This is a genomic window from Paraniabella aurantiaca (genome assembly GCF_050309965.1).
Taxonomy (GTDB): domain Bacteria; phylum Bacteroidota; class Bacteroidia; order Chitinophagales; family Chitinophagaceae; genus Niabella.
The window spans coordinates 1,343,917-1,368,431 of sequence record NZ_JBLOSY010000001.1; the positions used below are offsets into that span (position 1 = coordinate 1,343,917).

The 24,515-nt window shown below is 41.4% G+C and carries 19 protein-coding genes and 1 tRNA gene; 9 read left to right on the forward strand and 11 right to left on the reverse strand.

What is annotated here, in order from left to right; all coding sequences use genetic code 11:
- Positions 1-9: 9 nt before the first annotated feature.
- Positions 10-3,108, reverse strand: coding sequence for a SusC/RagA family TonB-linked outer membrane protein (locus ACLOAU_RS05745; RefSeq protein WP_427860900.1), 3,099 nt, complete (start codon positions 3,106-3,108; stop codon positions 10-12).
- Positions 3,109-3,723: 615 nt separating this feature from the next.
- Between ACLOAU_RS05745 and ACLOAU_RS05750 the strand changes: the two genes are divergently transcribed.
- Entirely contained in the window at positions 3,724-4,602 is an 879-nt protein-coding gene (locus tag ACLOAU_RS05750; RefSeq protein ID WP_427860901.1) for a helix-turn-helix domain-containing protein, read from the forward strand.
- Between the two features lie 171 nt (positions 4,603-4,773).
- On the opposite strand, the gene ACLOAU_RS05755 is transcribed toward ACLOAU_RS05750, so the two are convergent.
- The 4 genes from ACLOAU_RS05755 to ACLOAU_RS05770 form a co-directional block, all read right to left on the reverse strand.
- Positions 4,774-4,847, reverse strand: a tRNA-Ile gene (locus ACLOAU_RS05755).
- Positions 4,848-4,960: 113 nt separating this feature from the next.
- A complete protein-coding gene (locus tag ACLOAU_RS05760) occupies positions 4,961-7,369 on the reverse strand; it encodes a hypothetical protein (RefSeq protein WP_427860902.1) in 2,409 nt (802 codons plus the stop codon).
- Positions 7,329-8,351 (reverse strand): hypothetical protein, encoded by a 1,023-nt coding sequence (locus ACLOAU_RS05765; protein WP_427860903.1) that lies wholly within the window; start codon positions 8,349-8,351, stop codon positions 7,329-7,331. The genes ACLOAU_RS05760 and ACLOAU_RS05765 overlap by 41 nt, the downstream gene beginning before the upstream one ends.
- 21 nt (positions 8,352-8,372) lie before the next feature.
- Positions 8,373-11,279 carry a serine hydrolase domain-containing protein gene (locus ACLOAU_RS05770; RefSeq protein WP_427860904.1) on the reverse strand — a complete coding sequence of 969 codons (2,907 nt, stop codon included), beginning with the start codon at positions 11,277-11,279 and terminating at the stop codon, positions 8,373-8,375.
- Between the two features lie 268 nt (positions 11,280-11,547).
- Here ACLOAU_RS05770 and ACLOAU_RS05775 point away from each other — a divergent pair, with 268 nt between their 5' ends.
- From ACLOAU_RS05775 to ACLOAU_RS05800, 6 genes are all read left to right on the forward strand, one after another.
- A complete protein-coding gene (locus ACLOAU_RS05775; RefSeq protein ID WP_427860905.1) occupies positions 11,548-12,600 on the forward strand; it encodes a sensor histidine kinase in 1,053 nt (350 codons plus the stop codon).
- Between the two features lie 121 nt (positions 12,601-12,721).
- On the forward strand, positions 12,722-14,566 hold the full coding sequence (mutL, locus tag ACLOAU_RS05780; protein WP_427860906.1) for a DNA mismatch repair endonuclease MutL: 1,845 nt from the start codon (positions 12,722-12,724) through the stop codon (positions 14,564-14,566).
- A 196-nt stretch (positions 14,567-14,762) separates the two neighbouring features.
- On the forward strand, positions 14,763-15,542 hold the full coding sequence (locus ACLOAU_RS05785) for an alpha/beta fold hydrolase (protein WP_427860907.1): 780 nt from the start codon (positions 14,763-14,765) through the stop codon (positions 15,540-15,542).
- 30 nt (positions 15,543-15,572) lie between these two features.
- Entirely contained in the window at positions 15,573-16,232 is a 660-nt protein-coding gene (locus tag ACLOAU_RS05790) for a CBS domain-containing protein (protein ID WP_427860908.1), read from the forward strand.
- 65 nt (positions 16,233-16,297) lie between these two features.
- Positions 16,298-17,767: a BamA/TamA family outer membrane protein gene (locus tag ACLOAU_RS05795; RefSeq protein WP_427860909.1), complete on the forward strand. Its 1,470-nt coding sequence runs from the start codon at positions 16,298-16,300 to the stop codon at positions 17,765-17,767.
- Between the two features lie 5 nt (positions 17,768-17,772).
- Complete coding sequence (locus tag ACLOAU_RS05800; protein WP_427860910.1) at positions 17,773-18,654, forward strand: NAD kinase; 882 nt, start codon at positions 17,773-17,775, stop codon at positions 18,652-18,654.
- 135 nt (positions 18,655-18,789) lie between these two features.
- Here the strand turns inward: ACLOAU_RS05800 and ACLOAU_RS05805 are convergent, their stop codons facing one another.
- The gene (locus ACLOAU_RS05805) at positions 18,790-19,443 is read right to left on the reverse strand and encodes a YceI family protein (RefSeq protein ID WP_427860911.1); all 654 of its coding nucleotides are present in this window, start codon (positions 19,441-19,443) and stop codon (positions 18,790-18,792) included.
- Between the two features lie 225 nt (positions 19,444-19,668).
- A complete protein-coding gene (locus ACLOAU_RS05810) occupies positions 19,669-20,232 on the reverse strand; it encodes a hypothetical protein (protein ID WP_427860912.1) in 564 nt (187 codons plus the stop codon).
- 155 nt (positions 20,233-20,387) lie between these two features.
- Between ACLOAU_RS05810 and ACLOAU_RS05815 the strand changes: the two genes are divergently transcribed.
- Complete coding sequence (locus ACLOAU_RS05815; RefSeq protein WP_427860913.1) at positions 20,388-21,278, forward strand: winged helix-turn-helix domain-containing protein; 891 nt, start codon at positions 20,388-20,390, stop codon at positions 21,276-21,278.
- A gap of 70 nt (positions 21,279-21,348) precedes the next feature.
- On the opposite strand, the gene ACLOAU_RS05820 is transcribed toward ACLOAU_RS05815, so the two are convergent.
- The 4 genes from ACLOAU_RS05820 to ACLOAU_RS05835 all read right to left on the reverse strand — a co-directional run bounded on the left by ACLOAU_RS05820 (position 21,349) and on the right by ACLOAU_RS05835 (position 23,964).
- On the reverse strand, positions 21,349-21,645 hold the full coding sequence (locus ACLOAU_RS05820) for a hypothetical protein (protein WP_427860914.1): 297 nt from the start codon (positions 21,643-21,645) through the stop codon (positions 21,349-21,351).
- A gap of 191 nt (positions 21,646-21,836) precedes the next feature.
- Positions 21,837-22,337, reverse strand: coding sequence for a hypothetical protein (locus ACLOAU_RS05825; protein WP_427860915.1), 501 nt, complete (start codon positions 22,335-22,337; stop codon positions 21,837-21,839).
- 86 nt (positions 22,338-22,423) lie between these two features.
- Entirely contained in the window at positions 22,424-23,056 is a 633-nt protein-coding gene (rnhB, locus tag ACLOAU_RS05830; protein WP_427860916.1) for a ribonuclease HII, read from the reverse strand.
- Positions 23,053-23,964, reverse strand: a complete 912-nt coding sequence (locus ACLOAU_RS05835) for a diacylglycerol/lipid kinase family protein (RefSeq protein ID WP_427860917.1) — start codon at positions 23,962-23,964, stop codon at positions 23,053-23,055. Before ACLOAU_RS05835 ends, rnhB begins: the two co-directional genes overlap by 4 nt.
- Positions 23,965-24,093: 129 nt before the next feature.
- Here ACLOAU_RS05835 and ACLOAU_RS05840 point away from each other — a divergent pair, with 129 nt between their 5' ends.
- Complete coding sequence (locus ACLOAU_RS05840; RefSeq protein ID WP_427860918.1) at positions 24,094-24,441, forward strand: phage holin family protein; 348 nt, start codon at positions 24,094-24,096, stop codon at positions 24,439-24,441.
- Positions 24,442-24,515 lie beyond the last annotated feature (74 nt).

Below are 24,515 nucleotides of genomic sequence, written 5' to 3' on the forward strand. Positions count from 1 at the left end.
AGTTTGACATTAGAAATTAAAATTGGCACCAATCATAAATGTTCGGGGAATGGGGAATGTGCTTAAATCCTGGCCGTAAGTAGTTACAGCGTCGTCTTTAGTAGCATTTGCTTCGGGGTTCATGCCACTATATTTAGTAAACACGAAGGGCTGTTGTACGCTTGCATAAATCCTGGCCGATTTTACATACTTTAATAAATCCCTTTTAAAAGTATAGCCCAATGCTATATTTTTTACGGTAAAGAAATCCCCGTCTTCCACCCACGATGAATTAGCCAGGCGGTATAATTCGGTGGTACCAGTTCGTGTTCTAGGCACCAATCCATTACCCGGATTAGCTTCCGACCTCCATCGGTTCATCATTTCTTTTGATACATTCATAACACCATCCAGGTTGGTAATATCCTGCCTGTTTACATTCAATATCTGGTTGCCTCCCTGCCCGTAACAAACAATATTCAGATCAAAATTTTTATATCTGAAACTATTGGCAAGCCCGTAAATGTAACGTGGGTTGGGATTACCAATTAGTGTGCGGTCGTTGGCATCAACAACGCCATTACCGTCTACGTCTTTCATTCTTACAGAACCCACGGTTGATGTGCTGTGCTTAGGTTGACTATTAAATTCCTGCTGGGTCATGTATACCCCATCAAACACATAGCCGTAAAACTGTCCAATTCTGCCATTCAAAACGGTTCTGTTAAAACCGGCATACATTGTATTGTTTCCTATAAAAGGGGTATTGGGTGGAAGTTCTATCAGCTTATTATCTAACAGTGAAAGATTCGCATCAGTAGTCCACTCAAAGTCGCCAACCAAGTTTCTGGAGCTTACCTGAAACTCATGCCCCCACATTTTAAACTTGGCCACGTTCATCTGCATATTGGTAAATCCCGACTGATATGGCAGTGTAACCAGGTATAGCATATCGCTGGTTTTTTTGTTGTAATAGTCGTAGGAGAAAATTATTCTGTCCTTCAGAAAATTGATATCAGCTCCTATATCAACCTGTGCCGAACTTTCCCAGGTAACCTGTGGATTTCCCAGTGTTGGAGATAAAGAAAACCCCGGAGTTAGTGTGCCTCCAATAACATAGTTGGTTGCGGCAACGTTAGTAACAAATGTATAATTATTGATATTGAAATTACCGGTTTCGCCGTAGCTTGCCCGTAATTTTAGGAAACTAACCACTTTGTTTTGTTTAAAGAAAGGCTCTTCGCTGATTACCCAACCGCCCGAAATTGACGGGAAATCAGCATACTTTACCGTAGGGCCAAAACGGGAAGACCCATCGCGCCTGAATGTGGCAGTAAGTAAATAGCGGCCTGCAAAATCGTAGCTCAATCTTCCAAAATAGGAGGCCATACTCCAGGCTTCCTTATTGGTACTACCTGTGGTTACTGCTGCGCCCGATATCCAGGGAATGGCGTCATTAGCAAAATTGGAACCATTAATGGTCCGGAACTCCCTGCTCCACTTTTGGCTGCTGTAACCAGTAAGTACGTCTAAAGAATGCTGCCCTGCTTTTAAATTGTAATTCAATGTATTTTCATTCAGCCAAAAAGTATAGTCATAGGAACTATGGGATGCACTTGAGTTGGAAGCCGCCCTGGGCACAGGAGTGGCGCCTAATCCTATCCCATACATGGTGCCTAAATACCGGTCATCCTGAAACGAAGCAATGTCTCCATTTATCGTAGTTTTAAACTTCAAATTTTTTAAAATAGCCACTTCTGCATACGCATTGCCTAACAGGCGAAATGTTTTTGCATTGGCATCAGCAAGTTCCATTTGTTGCCTCGGGTTGTTCATATTAAGCATCCCGAATGAGCTGGCTTTCGAATTGAACGAGCCATCGCTGTTGTACATGGGTTGCAAGGGAGAGGCAGCAATAGCATTTCCTAAAATTTGCCTGCTGCCGTCTGTAAAGGCCCGTGTGTTAAGCTCAAGCTGGTAGGTGGGCGCTAAGTTCAATCCAATTTTAAAACGATCTCCGGGACGGTATTCATTATTAGAACGAAACGAAAATCTTTTCAAATTTGTGTTTAGTAACGAACCATCCTGATCAAAATACGACAAGGTAGAAGACGAGGATAATTTCTCTGTTCCGGATGAAAGATTGATGGAATAGTTTTGCATGGGGGCTTTTTGCAATAACGCATCATACCAGTTAGTACCTTCACCGTATTTGGACGGGTCAGCGTAATCAGCTGGTATACCTCCGGTATATCCTTCGTATGTAGCTTTATCTTCATAATAACCTTTCATATAAGTTGCAAATTCATTAGCATTCATCATGCCTATTCTTCCTCTTTCAGGAATCTGCTGCCAGCCATAATAAGCATCCAATGTAACATTGGTGCGGCCCACTTTTGCCTGTTTGGTAGTAATTAATATTACGCCATTTGCGGCCCGTGCTCCATACAATGCGGCAGCAGCTGCATCTTTTAATACTGTAAAAGTTTCGATATCGTCCGGGTTAATTACATTCATATCGCCAGACCGGCTGTTGCTACCCGAAAGCGGCTGACCATCTACAACAATTAAGGGCTGATAGCCGGCACCTAATGATGCCGCGCCGCGAATACGCATATCAATCCCCTGCCCCGGGCGCCCGTTCGCCATATTAACCTGCACGCCGGATACCCGCCCCTGTAGCTTTTGTCCAAATTCGGTTGCCGGTATATCTTTCGCTTTGCTTGCGTTGAAAGTGCTTACAGCGCTGGTAATATCTTTAGCCAACTTGGTTCCGTAACTAACTACCACCACTTCGTTCATATTGTTATTACCTTCCGAAAGCATTATAGTAAGTGGCTCGTTGTTTGTCACAGGCACTTCTAATGAGTTGTACCCGATCCTGGAAATAATCAATGTAGCGGGCAACTTAGCATTCAAACTAAATTCCCCTTTCGAGTTAGTAATGGTAGCGTCAATCTTTCCTTTTATATTAACAGAGGTTCCCGCCAGATCATCGCCGGAGTGGCTCAACGTAACGGTACCGCTTATCCTGGTTTCATTTTGCGCGTAACTTAATGTACAAAACGAAAATAGGAGTAGTAAACAAAGGAGTCCTTTGCAACATAGTCTAGGTAATGGTTTACTCATTGTTAATTTTTTTTAGTAAGCATTTTGGTTCAAAATTGTTTTATTCCTGTACTTAGGCATATACACGTAATAGTCTCCTAATCCGGACTCAATATGTGTAATAAAACAGGAAGAATGGGGCACAAAGCAGTACCGGCATCTATTTTAAGCATAGAATTCACAATCGTTTAATAAAAAATTACAAATAAAAAGGCAAATCGTTTTTACTTATTCTAAGTAATACTTCAATACCAAATATACCTCACCATAACAAGGATATGGTTATACATTTTCGCAAATAATTTGCACTTTTTGATATTTCTTTCGAAGCGACAGTAAAAATGAAACCCGGAGACTCCTTATTACAGCTCTCTTTTATAGATTAATCAGATGTAGGTTAGAGTTTTTGAAACCTGTGTTATCGCGCAATAATTCTAATTTTAGTGACTTGTAAACTACTATCAGCGTGGCAGATATACAGGTGTTTTTCAAAAGGGCCCGCAACAACCCACATTGAGATATTAAAATTGCGATGAATACATCCGGTAGCGCGGGCATTATGGGCAGTGAATAAGTTGTTGTATATTACAATGAATAAAAAATATCTTTTTATATTTTTTGATACCTGTATAAAATATGCAAAATTTTCATAAGTATCTCGCCAAAACTGCTACAGAGGATAAGTGGGGATTATATGTTACTACAGTGGGTTGCTCAACAGTAAAAGAGCATCAATCATATCCGATCAACCAGGATCACCCTCTTTCACACACTTTCACATGGAACAGGGGAAGAGTACTAAAGGATTATTACCTCGTTTTCATTATAAAAGGAAGCGGGGTATTAGAAACTGCTCATTTGGGAGCGATAGAAATTAACGAAGGAGATTGTTTTGTGCTGCATACAGGCGTTTGGCATAGGTATAAGCCTTTTGAAAATACTGGCTGGGAAGAATATTGGGTTGGGTTTAATGGGTTTTATCCACGTAAATTAATGAAGTCTGATTTTTTTAATAAAAAGAGCCCGGTAATCCACGTAGGGCTAAGCCAGGAGCTTTTACTTATTTTTCATGCGCTTATTAAAACTATAAAAAGTGCAAGCCCAGGGTATCATCAATTGATTTCCGGATTAACATTGCAGATACTGGCAATTGCATATAATGCCTCTGTTTATAAAGAAGAAAACAAAGAAGACGATTTTCAATATATATCAAAAGCTAAATTTTTGCTGCAGGAAAAAATAGGGGAAAAAACCAGCATGACCCTTATTTCAAAAAAGCTTGCGGTAAGCTACTCCAAGTTTAGAAAAGACTTTAAATATATAACCGGGGTTTCTCCCAATCAATATCACTTAGAGATTAGGTTGACAAAAGCCGCAGAACTTCTAGAGGCTTCTAACCTATCCATAACTGAAATAGCCTATCAAACCGGATTCGAAACACTTTTTTATTTCTCCAGAATTTTTAAAAAGAAGTATGAAATGTCTCCCAAAGATTACAGGCTGCGCTACTCCTGACGGTGATTGTTTTCCCCTCGGCTCGAACCAATGCCGATAGCTATATAGGCAGGCTGATTACGAGCATTTTTTGTAACTCTTCCTATCATCTCCTGCAAAATTTCAGATTATCAAAGTAGCGAAGAATTTTTGGCATAAAAAAACTCCTGCAAATACAGGAGTTCTAAAATGTGGTCCCACTCGGGCTCGAACCAAGGACCCTCTGATTATGAGTCAGATGCTCTAACCGACTGAGCTATAGGACCAGCGTCGTAAAACGACAAAATATTTCGAAAAAAGAACTATTCTTTTAAGGGAGAGCAAAAGTATAGAAAAAAAACAAAACTATTGCCAGAAATTCCTGAATTTCTCCGCTCGCTTATTTCCTGGCGAAATCAGCCAGGTAAGAACACCGGGTTAACGCATCTTCATAAAACAGTGTATTGCCGTACTGGGCCTTTAATTGTGTGTAGTACTTATTATCAGCAAATTTGAGCAGGTATTCGTCTGTTTTACGACTATACTCATCATAATTGCCAAAATCTACATATTGCGGCTGTGGCAGCTGTTTCTGGCTGCATTTAGCCATCATAAACAGGCATTTAGCCTTAAATTCTGCATTGCTGCTGGCCTCCATGGCCTTTTTGAAATAAGCTTCCGCCGTGGAAGCAGTATAGTAATCTTTTTGAAAAGCCGTAGCTCCTTTGGGTACAAAATAACCATCTGCCCCGCTACGCCAGTATTCTACCAGGTTCCAGGCATAGCCGTAATAGGTAACATTATAATAACCTAAAGCCAGTTTATACAGGTGCTGAGCGGCATTCTTCGTATCAGCTTTTACAAGCCCCTGCAAACGCTTCATTTCTTTGGCATAAGCCAGTTTATTGGTGGTTACCTTATCGCCGGGCAACCGTTCTTCCTGGTCATACAGCAATTCTTTGAAAGGATCTTTCTCAATAGTTTTGTTCTGGCCCGGCACTTTTTGTAGCCATTCTATCGCCTTGTCATAATTACAATCGCGTAAGTAAGCAGTACCTGCAAAATCGGCCACTGTTTTTATTTTAAGCCGGTTATTGGTTACTAAAAACTGCTCAAAAGGAGTGAATTTTTTCGCCGCTAAGAAATGGTACAATCCTTCGGCTTGCCGGCCGTTAAGCTGGCCTCTTAAAAACTCGGTCGACTGGTCATAGTATTCAGGCATTAAAGACTCCGGAGATCCGATAGCCAGCACGGCCTTATCTAAGTTGCCCTGGGCCTTATATCGTTTAGATAAAATGTCTACTAAAATGTTCCTGTAAAACTTATACCATTGGCTCTGCTCACCATTGCCATAGTAATAAACATTTTCTTCGCCTTTTTCCTTTTCGTTTTTAACCGCCTTGCTGTATAGCCATTTTAAGGAGGGTAAAATCTTTTCTTCAAAAGCGGCGTCAATCTTCTCCTGGGCACTTATCTGTACCAGCAGGTTGGTCAGCATCATTTGATCCTGCAAACGATCATTCAGCTTTGCTGTCCTTAGAGGAGTGAGAAAGCTGTTAGCCTTATTATAATCCCTCAATATATAAGCGCCGTAAGCTGCTGACAACTGCATCAATGCAGGATCTTTTACTTTGGAGTCCTTACTCAAATTGCTTACAAACTCAATAAAAGCATTGAGCTCGGGCTTTTCCTTTCTTAAAAGGCTATCGGTTTCTTTACCACTATACTGGTAGTAATAGCTGATGCCAAGTAAACCACTATTGTACTCTTTACCAATAAGCGGCGTTAAATAACGTTCTTCATACTTGTTGATTTCTCTTACCACTAATGTAGGTATTAAATCAGAAGACGGTTTTAACTGGTAGATCTGCTTCAAAAAAGCAAGACCATTATCCGGGTTCTTTAATGCAAATAGCGAAAGCATATCCGCTTTTTCATCATTGTTCTTACAAAGAGCCAAATAGCTTTTGGGGTTATCCGTTTTAGCTACCGACCAGTCGAACCCATAATAATTAGAGATCTTTTTGGCCGGGCTTTGATGAAACGCTTTAGAAAAAAGATAAGCCGCCTCCCGGTTCTTTCCTGTACGGAACAAGGCACCTGCCTTAAGGGCCAGGCTCATGGGCTGCAATACACTGGGCGTAGTATTGGCACTTACCATTTCATCATAATACTTAATAGCGTCGCTACTGCGGTTGTTATAATGCGCCAGCCTAACTACCTGGTAAGCATATTTCAATTTAAACAAATCTGTCTTTGCTGCCGCATACAACTGCAAACCATTCTTCAGCAGCCGGTCCATTACAATGCTATCACGCTTTTCCGGCTCCCATTGGCTGATCTCTGTTGCATATGGTTCCACTTTTTTTGCGTAGAGGATATAGCCTAACGCCTCCAGGTTTTTATTTTTCAGGAAATACTGAGACATGCCATTGCGGCTAATGGAATCAGGTAGCGTAGCCGGCGTCTTTTTCTCAATATGATAGTACAATGTGTTAATATCCTTTGCAGGAAATTTCATTACAAAGGCATCAGCATCTTTCTCCGAAACTGCTTTGCCGGTAAAGTCTACCCATTCTTTTACCAGTACTTCTGCAGCGCCTACCGGTTCTTCGTAATCAAACAAAAACTGCTCATTGGTATAAAAGAAGGGCTTATACTGTATTTGAGATGCTGCATATTGATTAAAAAAGCTGAGATAATAATCGTAAGGATCAATGCCTCCACCACAGCCGATAATATTTTGAGGGAAGGATACGAGCCCTGCGCTAATAACGCCGCAAACCGCTGTAAAAGTTTTCCAGGTCATGTAAATCGTATTTACTTAAAATTGTTGAATCGCAATGATACAAAGCTACGCGTAGATTTTTTGTTGCGAGCTTTTTGTTTAGCTGAATTACTATTTTATTGAGAGATTCGACAGGGCTATTTTCATATCGTAAAATGTCCCCCGCCTTTAAAGATCGATCATTAACCAAGGTGTCCCGAAGCACTTTATATACCTGCGCTCCTTCTTTTTGAAAAGTTCGGAGCATCTCTGCGGGTATAGCAGATAACAGTCCTGCATAATGATGATCGCGAAACAATACAAACCAATCGAAAAGCGGTAAACCTATGTCTAACGACAGCGGATAGCTTTGTATAGACGATTCATATTTGCCAAACTCTTCGGGGTCAATAATAGAATTAGCTGTTTGCTCCTTTTGCAGGTTACCCATATTATAGCACATCAGCAAGCCCCGGTCCACCGGAGGCACACCGGAAGAGCTCGTATATTTTACCTGGTGCAGCCGTATGGTGGCCGACAAAACAGGAGCCGTTAACTGAGCCTTGATTTCCTTTAAAAAATAGAAATATTTTTGACGGGTTGAAGCCGTCCAGTCACAATCCATTTGCACTTCAGGCACATTATTTAACCGGTACAACGCCACATACTTTTGTATTAATGCACCGGTGTTTGTTGCCAATGTTTTTACACCGGAGCTATCCAGTTTATAGAACACCTCATTAGTTATAAAAACGGTGGGAACGATTTTTTTGGTGCGCAGATAAGCCGTATCCCTGGCATATAATTTAGCCACCGGAAGCGCCTGACTGGTGGCCCCGTTCCAGGCAATATCAAAAAATTTAATGTACAATGTTTGTACGGCAAGACTATCCAAAGTATTCTTTTCAAATTCTCCCAAATGGAACTGGCTTTTCCAGTAGTAAACAGCCGGCTCTACCTCGCGGCTGCTTTGTTTGCAGGACAGCAATATTGTCAATGCTATTAAAAACAAACACCACTTCATGGGGCGAATATACGCTAACGCTTAATTGGCTACTCCCAACCCTTTGTAAATAGCATCCTGTATACTTCCCCGAACATTGTAAGAGCCCAGGCGTGGGTTGTTTCGTGTAGGCGTAACGCGGTTAGACAGGAACACATAAACGATATTATATTTAGGATCTACCCATACGCAGGTACCGGTAAAACCGGTATGTCCAAAGGTTTGAGGTGATGCCAAAGCGCTGGGGTAGGTTTGTATACCTCCCGTGTTTTTCTCTGGTTTATCAAAACCGTAAGCCCGGCGACTGATCGAACTTTTGTACGCTGTAAACTCCTGTACCGTTTCCCATTTAAAATAACGATGTCCGTTTAACTCACCTCCGCTCAACAGCATCTGATACAATTTTCCCAGGTCGTATGCGGTAGAAAACAAGCCTGCATGGCCCGCTACGCCACCACCCAAAGCGGCGCCCTCATCATGTACAGTACCCTGTATCAGCTGGTTTCGAAAACCGGTTTCTTTTTCAGACGGAACAATCTCGTATAATGGGAACCGCTCCAAAGGCCGGTAGCCGGTCGTTTTCATATACAGAGGGATATAAAAACTATCCTGCACATATTGCTCCAGGGGCTTGCCGGATACGGTTTCCACGATCTTACCTAAAAACCAGAAATCATTATCGCTGTATTCATATTTTCTACCCTGCGGTACAACCGGGCTTTCGAGTATTCTTTTCCAGATAGTATCCTTCCAGTCGTTTCTCAGGTAAAGATTCCGGGCAACCTGGGTAGTATACCCTTCCTCCGGTAATGACCTGTATAATTCGGGACGGGGATTCCCATCGGCATCAATGGTTTCTTTATAAAAGCCAATAAACGGCACCATCCCGGCCTGGTGTAGTAATATGTTTTCTAGTGTAAGGTCGGCCTTATTAGTTTTTTTAGTAAATGGCAGATAGTCGCTTAATTTTTTTTTTAGATCGATCTTGCCTTGTTCTGCCATCTTCATGATGGAAACCGTAACCGCCGAAGTTTTAGTAACAGACGCCAGGTCGAAAATACTGTTTAAGCGCGTAGCGTCCAGGCTGTCGTAGTCGAAGCTGCCAAAGGCTTTGTGGTAAACAATTTTTCCGTCTTTAGCGGCCAGTATAACACAACCCGGGTAGGCTTTTTTTTTAATACCATCAATAGCAATGGAATCTACGGCAGTAAAGCGCTCGTCACCGATGGGCTCCAGATAAGTAAGATCGCCGGGTGATACCAGTTTGCCATCGCCTTGTTTAAAAGTACAAACACCTACCGGTAAAGTACCAGCCGCTACAAAATCACCACGCAGCCAGTCAGCCGCAGTATTCTGAAAAACAACATCATCTTCATAACACACCGCTAACGATTTAGCTGTACAAAAGCTTGCTGCCGCCAACGGATTTCCAAACACCAGCGTAATGGCGTTGGTTTTATTTAATGCATACCAGTTTTGTATGGCGCTTTGCGATATCCCATAGTTCGTGCTGCCTTTACGGGTAGCGATATCATGAAAACCGATCACCACATCATCGTATTTGCCATCTACTATTTTTTTCACCACAGTTCCACCTTTACCAACAGCATCCGCATAATTGATATAAAACACATCTGCATTAAAATCTGCTTTCAGGCGATCTCCCAGTGTTTCTTTGGTTCCATTACCAAAAGCAACATAGGCTACTTTACGGCTCTTTTTTAAAGGCCAGCTAAAGAACTCATTTCTGAAAGTATTAGGATTGGCCAGGCTTAACAGGGTTATTGCTTTTTCCGCTACCTTCTTCCTGATGGCATCCGTTTCTGAATTCAGGTCGTTGAGTAAATTGTCCAGTGCTACCGGTTGTTTGCTTACCCCAAGGTTATATTTGGCCAGCAACACTTTTTTTACTTTTTGCTCCAGGTCCTGCCAGGTCAGCCTTTTTTGCTTAATAGCATCTTTTACGGCCTTAATGGTTCCCTCAACACTTTCGGGTAAACAAAGCATGTCATTGCCTGCTATCAATGCCTCGGCGGCAATGGTACCGCCAGGATAATATTTAGCCACGCCTTTCATCTCTAATGCATCGGTAAAAGTAAGGCCGTTAAAACCGAGCTCCTTTCTTAATAAACCATTCACGGCATTTTTTGAAATGGAAGTGGCCCTGTTTTTACCGTTGTCTATTGAAGGAACAGACAGGTGGCCCACCATAACGCTCTGCACACCGGCTTTGATCAGCTCCCGGAAAGGATATAGTTCCAGGTCTTCCAATTGTGCACGTGTTTTATTAATTACCGGCAGATCGAGGTGAGAGTCTACATCCACATCACCATGCCCGGGAAAATGTTTAGCAGTGGCCATAATGCCGGCATCCTGCATACCCTTCATAAAGGCAATACCACTTCGTGCAACACGGTATTTGTCTTCGCCAAAAGACCGGAAACCAATCACAGGGTTATTGGGATTATTATTGATATCAACTACAGGTGCATAATCTACGTGCACACCCAGGCGCTTGTGCTGAGTTCCAATAGCTTTACCGGTTTGGTAAACCAGCGAGGCGTCTGTAACCGCACCTAATGTAATGGCATACGGATATTTTGTGACGCTATCCAGTCGCATACCTAATCCATATTCGCCATCAATCGTAATTAAAATGGGGGTTTTGGCAATTCCCTGGTAATAATTGGTTAGTTGTGCCTGTCTTACCGGTCCACCCTGGAAAAAACAAATAGATCCCACATTAAACCTTTTAATATCATTTACCACGTTGGCTTCTACTCCTTTATTAGAATAAGCACGTATGATAACCAGCTGCGCGATCTTTTCATCGTCACTCAGTGTTTTATAGGTTTGATCCACCCACTGTTGAGCAGGAGTAGATTGAGCTTTCGCTAACAAAGACGATAATACAGATATAGCGGCAACGATTAACCTTCGATTTTTCATTGATGAGTTATTTTCAGAAATAATACGGTTCTTACAAACGTACACGAAATTTTTTTATTCATAAATTACACAAACAATGAATGAAAAATTTTATGGGAGTTCCTCCTGGCCAAAAAAATAATAAATATCAAGAGAAATTAACGGAATAGCATTAAATATGCTTATTTCGAAAATACATGCGAGATTATCTTATTTCCGCGGGTAATGATATTTAAACTCTTTTTTGTTTTTTAAATATCGCTACTTTGCAGCCTAATCAAGGCCTGTAATGAGATCTATATTAAAAGTAGAAAGCGCAAAAGATTTTAGAAAAGTACATATTGCCTTCTGGGTATTTTGGCTGGCGCTTTCGGCGATATTGAATTTCAGCGTTAAAGAGTACTTCACTCCTGGTTTATTTTTAATTAGAACCCTATTTGTTAATATCTGTCCGTTTTACAGCGTTTATGCAGCACTGAAGCTGTCTAAAAAAGGAGGAAACGTAAGTTATTGGTTCCGTATTTTGTTATTGCTGCTGGGAATGGCCATAAGCTATGGGACCCATTGGTGTTATTTTATGCAAATAGCCTATGATACCCCGGAAATGCCACAAACGGCAGTTACGGGCAAAATGCTTGTGGCTTCCTTTATTGCCAATTACTTATATTTTTTCCTGTTTGGCCTGATGTTTTACTTTTTTGAAGACCTCGTTCAGAAACGTGAAGAGGCTAAATTGGCCGAAAACAGAAGACATGCTGCTGAAACAGCCTTTTTAAGAGCACAGATCAATCCTCATTTTTTACTCAATACACTTAACTTTTTTTATGCCAGCGCTGCTTTAGGTAAAAGTAAAGAATTGGCGGCCGGTATATTAAAGCTTTCAGATATCATGCGTTTTGCCCTAACAGAAACCAGCGATAAAATGGTTTTGCTGAAAGATGAAATCAGGTTTATAGAGGCTTATATTGAACTCAACCAGATGCGGTTCGAAAATAAATTGTCGATTGAATATATTGCTCCCCCCGAACAAGAAGTGGGGCGTATAAAAGTGGTGCCCCTGGTTTTGATCACTTTAGTTGAAAATGCATTTAAACATGGAGAATTGCATGAGCCGGAGCACCCGGTAAAAATAAATTTGGATCTAAACCATTCAGAACAATGTTTAAAATTCTCCGTAAAAAACAAAAAAACGTCGGATCCTAAGGAAAGGGGACATGGAATAGGCCTTGAGAATACCATTTCACGCTTACAAAATGAATACGGCAATAACTACCGGCTTTCGTTTAATGATTCCGGCGACCATTATGACGCTGAACTGATTATTCAGAATATCGGTAGTTAACGCTCCCGATTTTATAGCGATGATCCTGGCAGCTCAACACCCGGTGCGTAACGGCTACAGATTTAGGAGCCCGTTAACCATCGATTATTGTACCTTTACACGCTTAAAATTTTTGTGAAGCGTGCCTGATAAAATAGTTTTATTACCCGACAATATTGCTAACCAGATTGCTGCTGGAGAGGTGATTCAGCGCCCGGCCAGCGCAGTGAAAGAGCTGTTAGAAAACGCCGTGGATGCGGGTGCTACCGAAATCAAGCTGATTATTGTTGACGCAGGCAAAACGCTTTTGCAGGTGGTTGATAATGGCAGCGGTATGAGTGAAACAGACGCACGTATGTGTTTTGAACGCCATGCAACTTCCAAAATAAAAAGTATTGAAGACCTGTTTCATATAAAAACCATGGGATTCAGGGGTGAAGCCCTGGCATCTATTGCTGCGGTGGCCCAGGTTGAGCTAAAATCGAAACGGGCAGAAGATGATGCAGGCACTTTGCTGGAAATTGAAAACAGCACAGTACTACGACAGGAACCTGTTGCAGTACCCAATGGCACCAGCATTGCCATGAAAAACCTGTTTTTTAATATTCCGGCCCGGCGCAACTTTTTAAAAAGTAATGCCGCCGAAATGCGCCATATAGTAGATGAATTTACGCGGGTAGCCATGTCCTTCCCTAATATTTTATTTACGCTTACCTCTAACGGTCAACAGTTGTTTCATCTGGAGAAGGGCACATTGAAACAAAGGGTAGTACAACTTTTAGGCAATCATTACAACGCTAAAATGGTAACCGTAAAGGATGACACAGACTATCTTAATATTTATGGCTTTACCGGCAAACCGGAAACTGCCAAAAAAACGCGCGGCGACCAGTACTTTTTTGTAAACAACCGTTTCATCAAAAGCGCCTACCTGAACCATGCCGTGATGAATGCCTACCAGGAAATGATTCCCTCGGATAGTTTCCCCATGTACGTGCTGTTTATCGAAATAGACCCGGAGCAGGTGGATGTAAATGTGCACCCCACCAAGCAGGAAATTAAATTTGAAGACGAAAAGATCGTGTATGCCTTTGTTCAGGCAGCAGTAAAACATGCCCTGGCACAGTTTAGTATTACCCCTACACTTGATTTTAACCTGGACGCATCCATACAAAACCTGCCCTCCATATCCAAACCTTTTACTTCCGACCAACAGGAAACGGCGGCAGCTTCTCCTATTTATAAAGGTTTTACGCAGCAACACCAGGCCCATTTTATTGAACGGCCTTCTTCTTCCGAACTAAAACACTGGAAAGAGTTTTACGAACCGGTTAAAAAAGAAGAAGCTTTATTTGAATACGAAAAAACTACGCCGCAGATATTTTCGGCTCCCAAAAGCAAATCGGGCTTTACCGTGGACGAACATACTGATCTGGCACAGGTACTGAATACTTACATACTATATCCTACCGAAACCAGCTTTTTGCTGATCAACCAGCAGGCTGCTCACGAAAGGGTACTCTACCAGCAAATGTCGGGAGCAATAGAAGGAAACCCCATTGCTACTCAAAGCAGTATGTTTCCGCCCACCCTGGAAATGTCGCCCTCCGACGCCGTTATATTAAATGAGCTACTGCCCTATTTTAAAGTATTGGGCTTTCTTATCGAACCTTTCGGTACTAATACATTTGTAATACAGGGTACGCCGGCCGACCTGGAAACAGGTAATGAAAAACAGATTGTAGATTTTACTATTGAACAATACAAGCACTTTAATACAGAAATTAAGATCTCTAACCGCGAAAAACTGGTTCGCTCCCTGGCCAGGCAAAGAGCCATCAAAACCGGTACGCGGTTGACCGAAAGAGAAATGAGACAATTGTTGACTGATTTGTTTGAGTGCACTCCTTTTAATATCGCTCCGGACGGTAATCCAACCTACCTGGAGTTTAAGCAGGAGCAGATTGAGCGGATGTTTGGAAAGTGATTTGTAAATCTCTTCTGAATGATCTATTTTTATTAGCTGGCAATATCCAGTTAAAAACAGGATGATTTTATATCCCGGGCTGCATTGAAGCAGGATTTATTTACCGGTTTTCCTAATAATATTAAAATATAACTGCTAATAATGATATCGATTTGGTAAAATCAATATATTAGCGGCGATAACATAAGAATTAATAATGCAATACGAGATAAAGCAACACGATAAATTTAGCTACATAGAAGAGGGTGAAGGAGAACCGCTCGTGTTGTTGCATGGACTATTTGGGGCACTGAGCAACTTCAAACCGCTGATTGATCACTTTAAACAATACAATAAAGTGATTGTTCCTATGCTGCCATTGCTGGATATGGATATTTTACATACCAGTGTAAGTGGCCTGGCTAAATATGTACATCGTTTTATCGAAACAAGAGATTATAAGAATATTCACCTGCTGGGCAACTCCCTGGGCGGGCATGTAGGATTGGTATATTTGCTGAAGAACGAAAGTGACCGTGTAAAAACTGTTACTTTAACGGGCAGCTCGGGCCTTTTTGAGAGCGCAATGGGCGATAGTTATCCAAAACGGGGTGACAGAGAGTATATCAGGAAAAAAACAGAATATACATTTTACGATCCCGCAATGGCAACTGAAGAGTTGGTAGAAGAAGTATTTTCAATTACCAACAACCGTTTGAAAGTTATTAAGATCATTGCCCTGGCCAAAAGTGCCATCCGTAATAACCTGGAAAAAGAATTACAACAAATTAAGATTCCCGCATTACTGATCTGGGGTAAGAATGATAATATTACGCCACCATTTGTAGCAGAAGAATTTCATAAACTGCTGCCCAATAGTGAATTGTATTTTATTGACAAATGTGGCCATGCTCCTATGATGGAAGTTCCTGAAGAGTTCAACGAAATTTTATTTAATTTCTTAAAAAAACATTCCTCCATTGCAACAGAAGCCTGAAAATGGGAGTCTTAGTATAAATGAGGCAAAATGTTAGTTACCAATTTACCCTTTGAAAACCTTCCTCAGATCAAGTTGTCTGACAAGGTTTATTATGTGCTTAGGCTCATGTACCAATACCAGGTGCAGGAGCTGGCTGTTACCGAAGGTGCAGATTTTATTGGTATTATTAAGGAAGAAGCTTTACTTAATGCCGACGAAAGCCTGGCGATAAAAGACCTGCAACATTACCTGTTGAAGGTGTCTGTTAATGCCGGCGACCACTTGCTGAAAGCGGTTGCCCTGGCTGTAGCATCCCATTTAAGCATTTTACCGGTTGTAGATAATGCGGGTAAATTGACCGGTACTATAGAAACCAGTCATTTGCTACAGGATATAGCAGAGTTTTTGCAAATTAATGAGCCCGGCGCATTAGTGGTGCTTGAGGTAGACCCTCAGCAATATTCATTCTCCGAAATTTGCAGACTTGTTGAAAGCAACGACGCTCAGATTACGCAGCTGAATACATCGAGAGATCCCGAAACAGGTAAAATGCTCATTACCCTGAAAATAAACAAGCTGGAAATTTCAGATATTGTTGCCACTTTTCAACGGTATGAGTATCATGTTAAGCATTATTTTGGTGAAGAGTTATACACCAATGAGCTTAAAAGCAACTATGAAAACCTGATGAGCTACCTTAATGTTTAGTACGCCACCGAAATACAATCCGAACCTTTTGTGATGCAAGCATGCCTTGGTTAAAAAAATATGCATTGTGGCTACTTATTCTACTGGGCAACAGCCTGGCAGCTACTGCGCAAACAGATAGTACCACTTTAATTGCCGATTCAACCAAAAAGTCTCCGTCACCAGTTTCCCCCAGCAATTACTGGCCCGATTCAATCCCCATTCCGCCTGAAGAAAGTTCCTATATAATAAGGCATATTTATATTGAAGGCAATAAAATAACCCGCCGGGCAATTATGTTAAGGGAGCTGCCGTTTAAGGAGGAAGACGTGGTAAAAATTAAGGATATTCCAGACCTGTTTACACGCGGAAAAACACAGCTGCTCAATCTTTCTCTCTTCCTTATCAAAGATTTTAATATTGGGGTTGTTAAAGTAGACGGGCCTTACCTGGATGTTAAAATAACAGTAAAAGAGCGGTGGTATTTATTACCCTTGCCTCATCTGAAACCAGTGGACCGGAACCTGAATGAATGGCTGTTTAAAAGAGGGGCCAGTGTGTCGCGAGTTGATTATGGTGTAAAGCTGATGTATGATAATGCCAGTGGTAATAACGATAAATTGAGATTTTATTTTGTTACCGGCTACACCAAGCAGCTTCTATTAAGCTATAATCGACCCTATATTGATAAAAGTATGAAATGGGGGCTCAACATGAGTTTAGCGCTGGGTAAAACGCATGAAATTAACCACATCACGCTCAATAACCGGCAGGAATTTCATAACCAACGGGATGATTACCCCAAAAACTTCTTCGAAGGAACTATGGAGTTTTCTTACCGGCCGGCCTTCTTTACACGCCATTATTTTGGCTTGGGGTATAATACGCTACGTGTATCTGATTCGGTAGTGATCAAGAATCCCAACTTCATGAATCATGGAGCGTCCAGTGTCAAATATCCACGGGTTTTCTATAGAATGGTTTACCAAAACCTGGATTACATACCCTATCCTACACAGGGCTATGCGGGTGAGGTGATGATCTCTAAACAGGGCTTTAACAGCAAAATGAATGTTTGGCAGTTGAGCGCTAAGGGACAGGGAAGCTGGCACATTAATGATAAAATGTTTTACAGCGTTTCCGCACTGGGTACAGTAAAACTACCTTTTAAGCAGCCTTATATAAATTCGCAGTTGCTGGGGTATGGAGATTTGACGATGCGGGGTTATGAAAATTATGTAATTGATGGTGTAGCGGGCGGTATTTTAAACGCAACCCTCTCCAAGCAATTAGCTAATTTCAGTATTAATTTACCCATACTAAAAAAATATACATCTACATTAATCCCTCTGAAGATTTATGGTAAAGTATATGGCAATACCGGGTATGTACATAATCCACAGCCCTGGGGCAATAGCCTGCCCAACCGCATGCTTTACGGCGGAGGTTTTGGATTGGACATCTTTACAGACTACGATTTTACGCTGAAGCTGGAGTTCTCGTTTAACCAGTTAGGAGAAAACGGTCTATATTTACACAAGAAGACATTATACTAAGCAACATGAAGGTAGCCGTATACAGCCGTGGAATTGATGCAGAATCGTATGCAGATGTAAAGACATTTTTTGAGGAGCTAAAAAATTACCGACTCAAATACGTGGTTTATGGCCCGCTTTTTAATAGCCTGAGACCTCATTTAAATCTCTCTGATCATACACCCGTATTTAACACTGCAGAGGAATTAGATAAAGAGGTTGAATTCATCATTGGCCTGGGAGGTGACGGAACTTTATTGGATACCATCACGCTGATCAAAGACAAACCCATTTCCATTATGGGAATCAACTTCGGCCGGCTGGGATTTTTATCAAGCATTGGCCGGGAGAATCTTACACTTGCAATCAAAGCATTGGCCTTAAGAACCTATATCAGCGAGAAACGATCGCTGGTTCATGTAGATGCAGATATGCCTTTATTTGGCGATATGCCTTTTGGTCTCAACGAATTTGCGATCCATAAAAGGGATACCGCGTCGATGCTGAAAATCCATACTTTCATTAACGGCGAGCTTTTAAATACTTACTGGGCCGATGGGCTGATTGTTTCCACACCTACAGGATCAACCGGCTACTCTTTAAGTTGTGGCGGCCCGATTGTTTTCCCCGATTCAGAGAACTTTACGATTACACCGGTGGCGCCACATCACCTGAATGTAAGATCGCTGGTAGTGAATGATAACAGCATCATTTCTTTTGAAATTGAAAGCCGGTCTGATGAGATCATCTGCGCTCTTGATTCCCGTAAAGAAATTATTTCTAAAAACGTGTCCCTGGCAGTACGCAAGGAAAAATTTTCCATCAACCTTTTACGATTGAGTGAAAATAATTTCCTTCATACCATTCAAACCAAACTGATCTGGGGACTGGACAGGCGGAATAATTAAACGCGGGCGTTTATAGATCTGCTCCACCTTTCTACTATTATATTTTTGCGACAATTAAGCTGCTGAACTTTCAGTTTTCCCGCCAGTCTTCACATTCTCTCTTTCCCTATTCTGTCCTGCCGTAAAGTATACTTGCTATTTATTTTTTGCTACGATGTTAATATGGAATTCTATCGAATCTGCCATGGTTTGATCAGCTAAAAGATCAAAGAACTTTCCTGATTTGTACCTAACACCCCATTGGGTTCTGTCAATAACCAGCTTGCTGTTGGCTTTGGCAATTCCGTCCTTAACTTCCACCCTGGCTGGAAAAGTAACTACCTGGGTAATCCCTTTAATAGTCAGGTTGCCGGTAACTTTTGTATCCTCTCCGTTTCCGGGCTCAGCCTTCGTAATTTCGATTCTGGAAACCGGGAACCATTTAACATCAAAAAAATCAGGATCTTTTAAGTGCTTAATCAATCCGTTATCACGTCCGTGGTTTTCGTCTTCAATTGTATTCATATCGATTTCGGCGGTACCGCCCGTAAGTTGACCATTTTGAATCATCAACGCTCCTTTTGAGATATAGACGTACCCCGTGTGACTGTTTGTTCCCATCAGCATTCCGCCCTTCCATGTTACTACACTTTCGCTTGTATCTATATTATATTGTTGTCCGGGAGATGCCTGGGATGCGGGGCTTGCCAATACGTTATCTTTATTTTCTTCTTTTACAGGTCCCCGGCAACTCAGTATCCAGGGAGTCATAATTAAAACGAGGTAAGTGATGAATCTTTTATTGCTCATACTAGAATTTGTATTGATTGGTAATTTGACAAATGATTTTAAAACCGGCCATTCCCGTTATTGCAGATCGGCTGCACCTTAAAGCTTGTAATGGGAAGCAATCAATTACTCCGTTCGGGTTTTACAGCATCTTTTGGTGCGTTTGCTGGTTTTGTCTGCAGGAAGAGGTGAAACCAAACACCAGGAACCAAGCCTGTACAGGTGCGTATTTCGTAGTTTTTTTACTCAGCAACCGCCTTTACGGGGAACGCGTTTATAAATTATTTTACCATCCCGTTCTACATAATCGCCCGATACTATCGGGTAGGAATACTTGGGTGCGTGCGATACATTGCGGCTTCTTATCATTATTTTGTCGTTCACTTTCAGGCTATGCAATTGCTCGAGCTGGGCCTTTTCAGGCTCAAATTTTACAATAAAATCAGCACCGTTAATCCTGGCCATTACACCAAAACCTAACCTTGAGCCTGGCGGAAGAGAAAGGCTGGTTATAACAGCCTCCATATTGGTAAAGGCCTTAATGTGTTTCCTTATTTTAGCAACACCTGCAAATACTTTTTTACCTGCGGGAGACGCTTCCCATTTTTTGTATTGTATGCCCCCGGGAGTGTCTTCCCATTTTGTTGCTCCTGCTTTCATCTCAGCCGCAGCAGGTGGATTTTGGATTGCCTTTTTAGCGTTTTCATTTTTTATTTCGCGATTAGCGAAGACCAGTCCGCTTACCACCACCAGCGGTAAGATCAGCGCATAAATAACTTTTCTCCTCTTTTTTGCAGGCTTAATTTCCATAGACCTGTCTCCTGATAAATCCGATCCGCTGAAGGCATTTTTTCATTTTTCATATCTTATAAAATTGATTTCAACGAAATTAACCTCGTGTTTTTCTGCTTGTGAATCAGGATTGTAAATAAAAATGTAACCTTTGTAAATAAATTGTAAATGCTATGTTCAATAGCCGAAATCTCCTTACCGGGAAACGCAAGTACCTGTTCGGGTTGATACTAGTTTCATTTATTTCTGTAATCTGCCTGGCTTTTACGATGGCAGACAGCGACAATTTTGATATAGCCAGAAGGGAAGTTCTGCTCCGAAGGATCGGACATGAAATACTTTTGCAGTCGGGAGATAGTGTATCAAGAGTACTTCCGGTAGAAAAGATCGGAGCGAATGAATACCGGATCAGCTTTGAAAATGCTTTTACCTTTCAGCCAGAGTCCCTCGTGAACACTACCCGGCATTTACTGGCCAAAGACCCGCTTACCGGGGACTATATTGTTAATGTGCTCAATTGCAGCAACGCCAGTATAGCCTATGGATTCGCTATATCCTCCGATAAAAAAGACGACGTAATAGCATGCTCGGGAAGAAAACAGCCAACAGCCCGGTACATGATGGACATTAAATTTAAACCAACGAGCATAAACACCGTTAAGAAAGTATCCATTTGGGGTGGTCTGCCGGTTTTAGCCTTTGTTGGCTTTATTTTTCTGAGATCTGTTAAGCGTAGAAAAATGTTGCCAGAGATTAAGGATACCGATATATTGACATTAGGCCCGGTATTATTCGATGCGAAGAACCGGAAACTTATCATCAATGAAAAAACAATCGATCTGACCGGAACAGAAACCCGGCTACTTTCCATTTTTGCAATGTCTCCCAATGAAACCATTGAAAGGAGCCGGCTGCAGAAAGAAATATGGGAAGATGAAGGCGTTATTGTTGGGCGCAGCCTGGATATGTTTATATCAAAGCTTAGAAAAAAGCTCGAACCTGACGCCCGTATAAAAATTACTGTTATACGCGGTAAAGGATATAAACTTGAGATTAGCTCTTAAAATGAATTTCCCTCGCTAAAAGAAAAACACCGGCATTGGGTTGCCGGTGTTATAAATATATTCTTTGTAGTTACGGCCGCGGCGGTAACGGTGGGCGTGGTGGCAGCGGCGGACGTGGAGGCAATGGAGGGCGGTGCTTGGCTACCCCATAATGCCTTCTTACATGCGACTTGCGATACCGGCTGTTTTTTGCATAATAATGCTTTGATTTCCGGGGATGTTTTACATATTTCTTTTTAACCACATGGCCCCTGTAATGAGGTGGATGATGCGGATGCGGTGGCCTCGGCGGCAGTCGCTGCGAAAAGGCGTCGCTATTAATTAATGTAAATAAAACCACTGATAAGATTACAACGATCTTCTTCATAAAATTGATTTTTGATTCAACAATCTTCTAGTTTTCAAATGTTGTGCCATGCGCATCGCCCATCTGTTAATTATTTGACTTTATGCAGCAACAACTGGTTGCATCAAACTCGCGGTTTTGCTTTTTTATAGGATTTTAAAAAGTTCTGTGCAACAAAAAACCCCTGCAATGCAAGGGTCTCTAAACTTTTTTTATTCCTCTTCTGTTGATTCTTTCTTTTTCTTTTTGAAAGGATTAGGAGGTTTTCGCGGACCATCCTCATCTTTTTTTTCTTCTTTAACATTGGATGCTTTTTCATCCTCATCTTCTATATTTTTTTTCTTTTTAAAAGGGTTAGGTGGTGGTGGTGGTTTTTTCGGACCCTCAGATCTTGCTTCTGATCTATCGCCACTGTCGTCCTTTGCTTTCGCTTTTCCGGTGCTACCGCCCTCCCTGGCTTCTTTTTTTGCTACCTGCTTTTCATGCTCCTTTTTCCAGAAATCTGCCTGGGAACGGCCAAACCTGCGCATGTCCTCTTTCCTTCTTTCATCGCGTTCTTCAGCAGTTTCCTTTTTATCTGAAGACGCTTTCGCAGACTTTTCTGACTTGTCTTCACTTTCCACCTTTTTAGCAGACTTGGTAGTACTACTTTGTGCGTAGGATTGCAGCCCCAATGCCAAAACTACTCCCATTAATAAAAACATTTTTTTCATCCGTATATTTTTTTATGATTTTGATAGGGTAAAAACAGTCTTAAAATTAAAAATTATTTCGCTTTTTACCCGCGTTATCCCAAGAATTAGGGATTACCCTCCTGTTCAAAAATCTCCAATTGCGGGGATGTGATCTTAAAGCTTTTACGATGATGAATGGTTATTCCGTGGCTGTCGATGGCAAGCCGGTGCTCCAGGGTGCCATATCCCTTATTTGAGAACCAGTTGTAGTGTGGATAGCTTTCGTGTAAATTGCGCATGTATTGGTCCCTGTAAGTTTTTGCCAAAATACTGGCTGCCGCAATATGAGCATACTTACCATCGCCCTTGATAATACATTGGTGCGGCAGCGCTTTGTAAGGTATAAAATAATTACCGTCTACCGATACAAATTGTGGTGTAACAGATAGGTTGTCCAGGGCCAGGTGCATCGCTTTTTGCGATGCTTTCAGAATATTGATGGTATCGATCTCTTCTACATCTACCATGGCAACGCTAAAAGCCAAAGCCTGCTTTTCAATATAGTCTCTCAAAATCTCCCGGTCAGCGGCTTTTACCTGCTTGCTGTCATTGAGCAGTGGATGATAAAATCCGGCCGGTAAAATAACCGCAGCAGCAAAAACAGGTCCGGCATAGCAGCCCCGTCCGGCCTCATCACAACCCGCATCTGCAAGCTCGGGCCTAAAACAGTTTTCCAATCTTACTAATTCTTCCATCATAAACCGCCTTTACTGGTCAGCAATTTAAAACAGCTGGGCTGTACTTCTATATGAATTTTTTTCTCCGTTTCAACTGGTTCACCATCAATATGCATGGGAGCTTCGCCATAATTGCTGATGCGTATTTCACTTGTCTGAAAATAGATAACGCTTTTATTTTCGTTAATGTTCTCCTTTTTCTGAAGCCCGTTTAAGCCTCCTACCTGCATAAAGGTATTATATAACAACGTGAGTTTGGATTGATCCGTAACAATCACCACATCAACTTTTCCATCTGTAAGGCTGGCTTTGGGAGCAATCGTAAAATTATTACCAAACTGGTTGCTGTTGGCAATGCTGATAAAATATGCTTCAGTAGTAAATATTTTGTTGTTTAATTTTATTTTGAAAGAATAAGGAGAGGCTGTAAAGAAATTGCTGAAAACCTTTTTTACATAAGTTGCCAATCCGCGCTGGTTAGCTTTGGCAAAATCATGCGCTACCTGGCCATCAAAGCCAATGCCACAAAGCATGCAGGCAAACCGGTTATTGATCCTGAAGCCATCCACCCACTGCGAATGGTTATTAAATATAACCTCAAGCGCCTTTTTTATAGTTTTAGGAATGCCTGCACCAAAAGCCAGTCCGTTTCCTGACCCACAGGGCACAATTCCAAATTGTACCGGCAGCTTCATCAGGCTGTCAACTACCTGGCTTACGGTACCGTCTCCCCCTACAATAACAATGTCCGTTATTTTTTCTGTAACGATCATCTCTTCCAGGAAGGAGTAATCCCCATTAGCTACAGAAGGAAAAAATTGAAATGGTATGCCCGACTTCAAAGTTTCTGCGGCAATAGTATTTTGAACGCTATCTTTCGAACTGGTGCCCGAAACAGGATTAACGATGTAGATGATTTTACGCCGCATATGCAAATGTATTTGTAAGTTTAAATACCTGCTTCGTTTTTATAAAAAGCCGTGAGTATTTAACAAAGGGTTTAATTAATAGCGTATTAGTGTTTATCTTTATACTCTACAAAAAAATCGGGAGCTCAAATGAATTTTATACTAAAAGTGCTGATTACTGGTCTCATTGCTTACCTTTTACAGAATATTTTAAGTGGTGTTAGGATTGTAGATATGAAAACCGCGGCATTATTTGCATTGGTGCTGGCATTATTGAATGCGGTGGTAAAACCCATCCTGGTTATTTTAACTATACCGGTTACCGTTTTTACGCTAGGCCTTTTTTTATTGGTTATTAACGCATTCATGGTATTGTTAGCAGCGAACTTTTTTAAGGGGGTGTACGTTGACGGCTTTTGGTGGGCGTTAGCTTTCAGCATTTTATTATCACTGGGATCATCCATACTTTATTCACTGGTAGGCGGTAAAAAAGAATAGCGCTTGCTTCGTATCAATAAAAAAGGATTTTTTTTGGATTTTTTGCAAAAAGCTTCTAATTTAGATCCCTAATC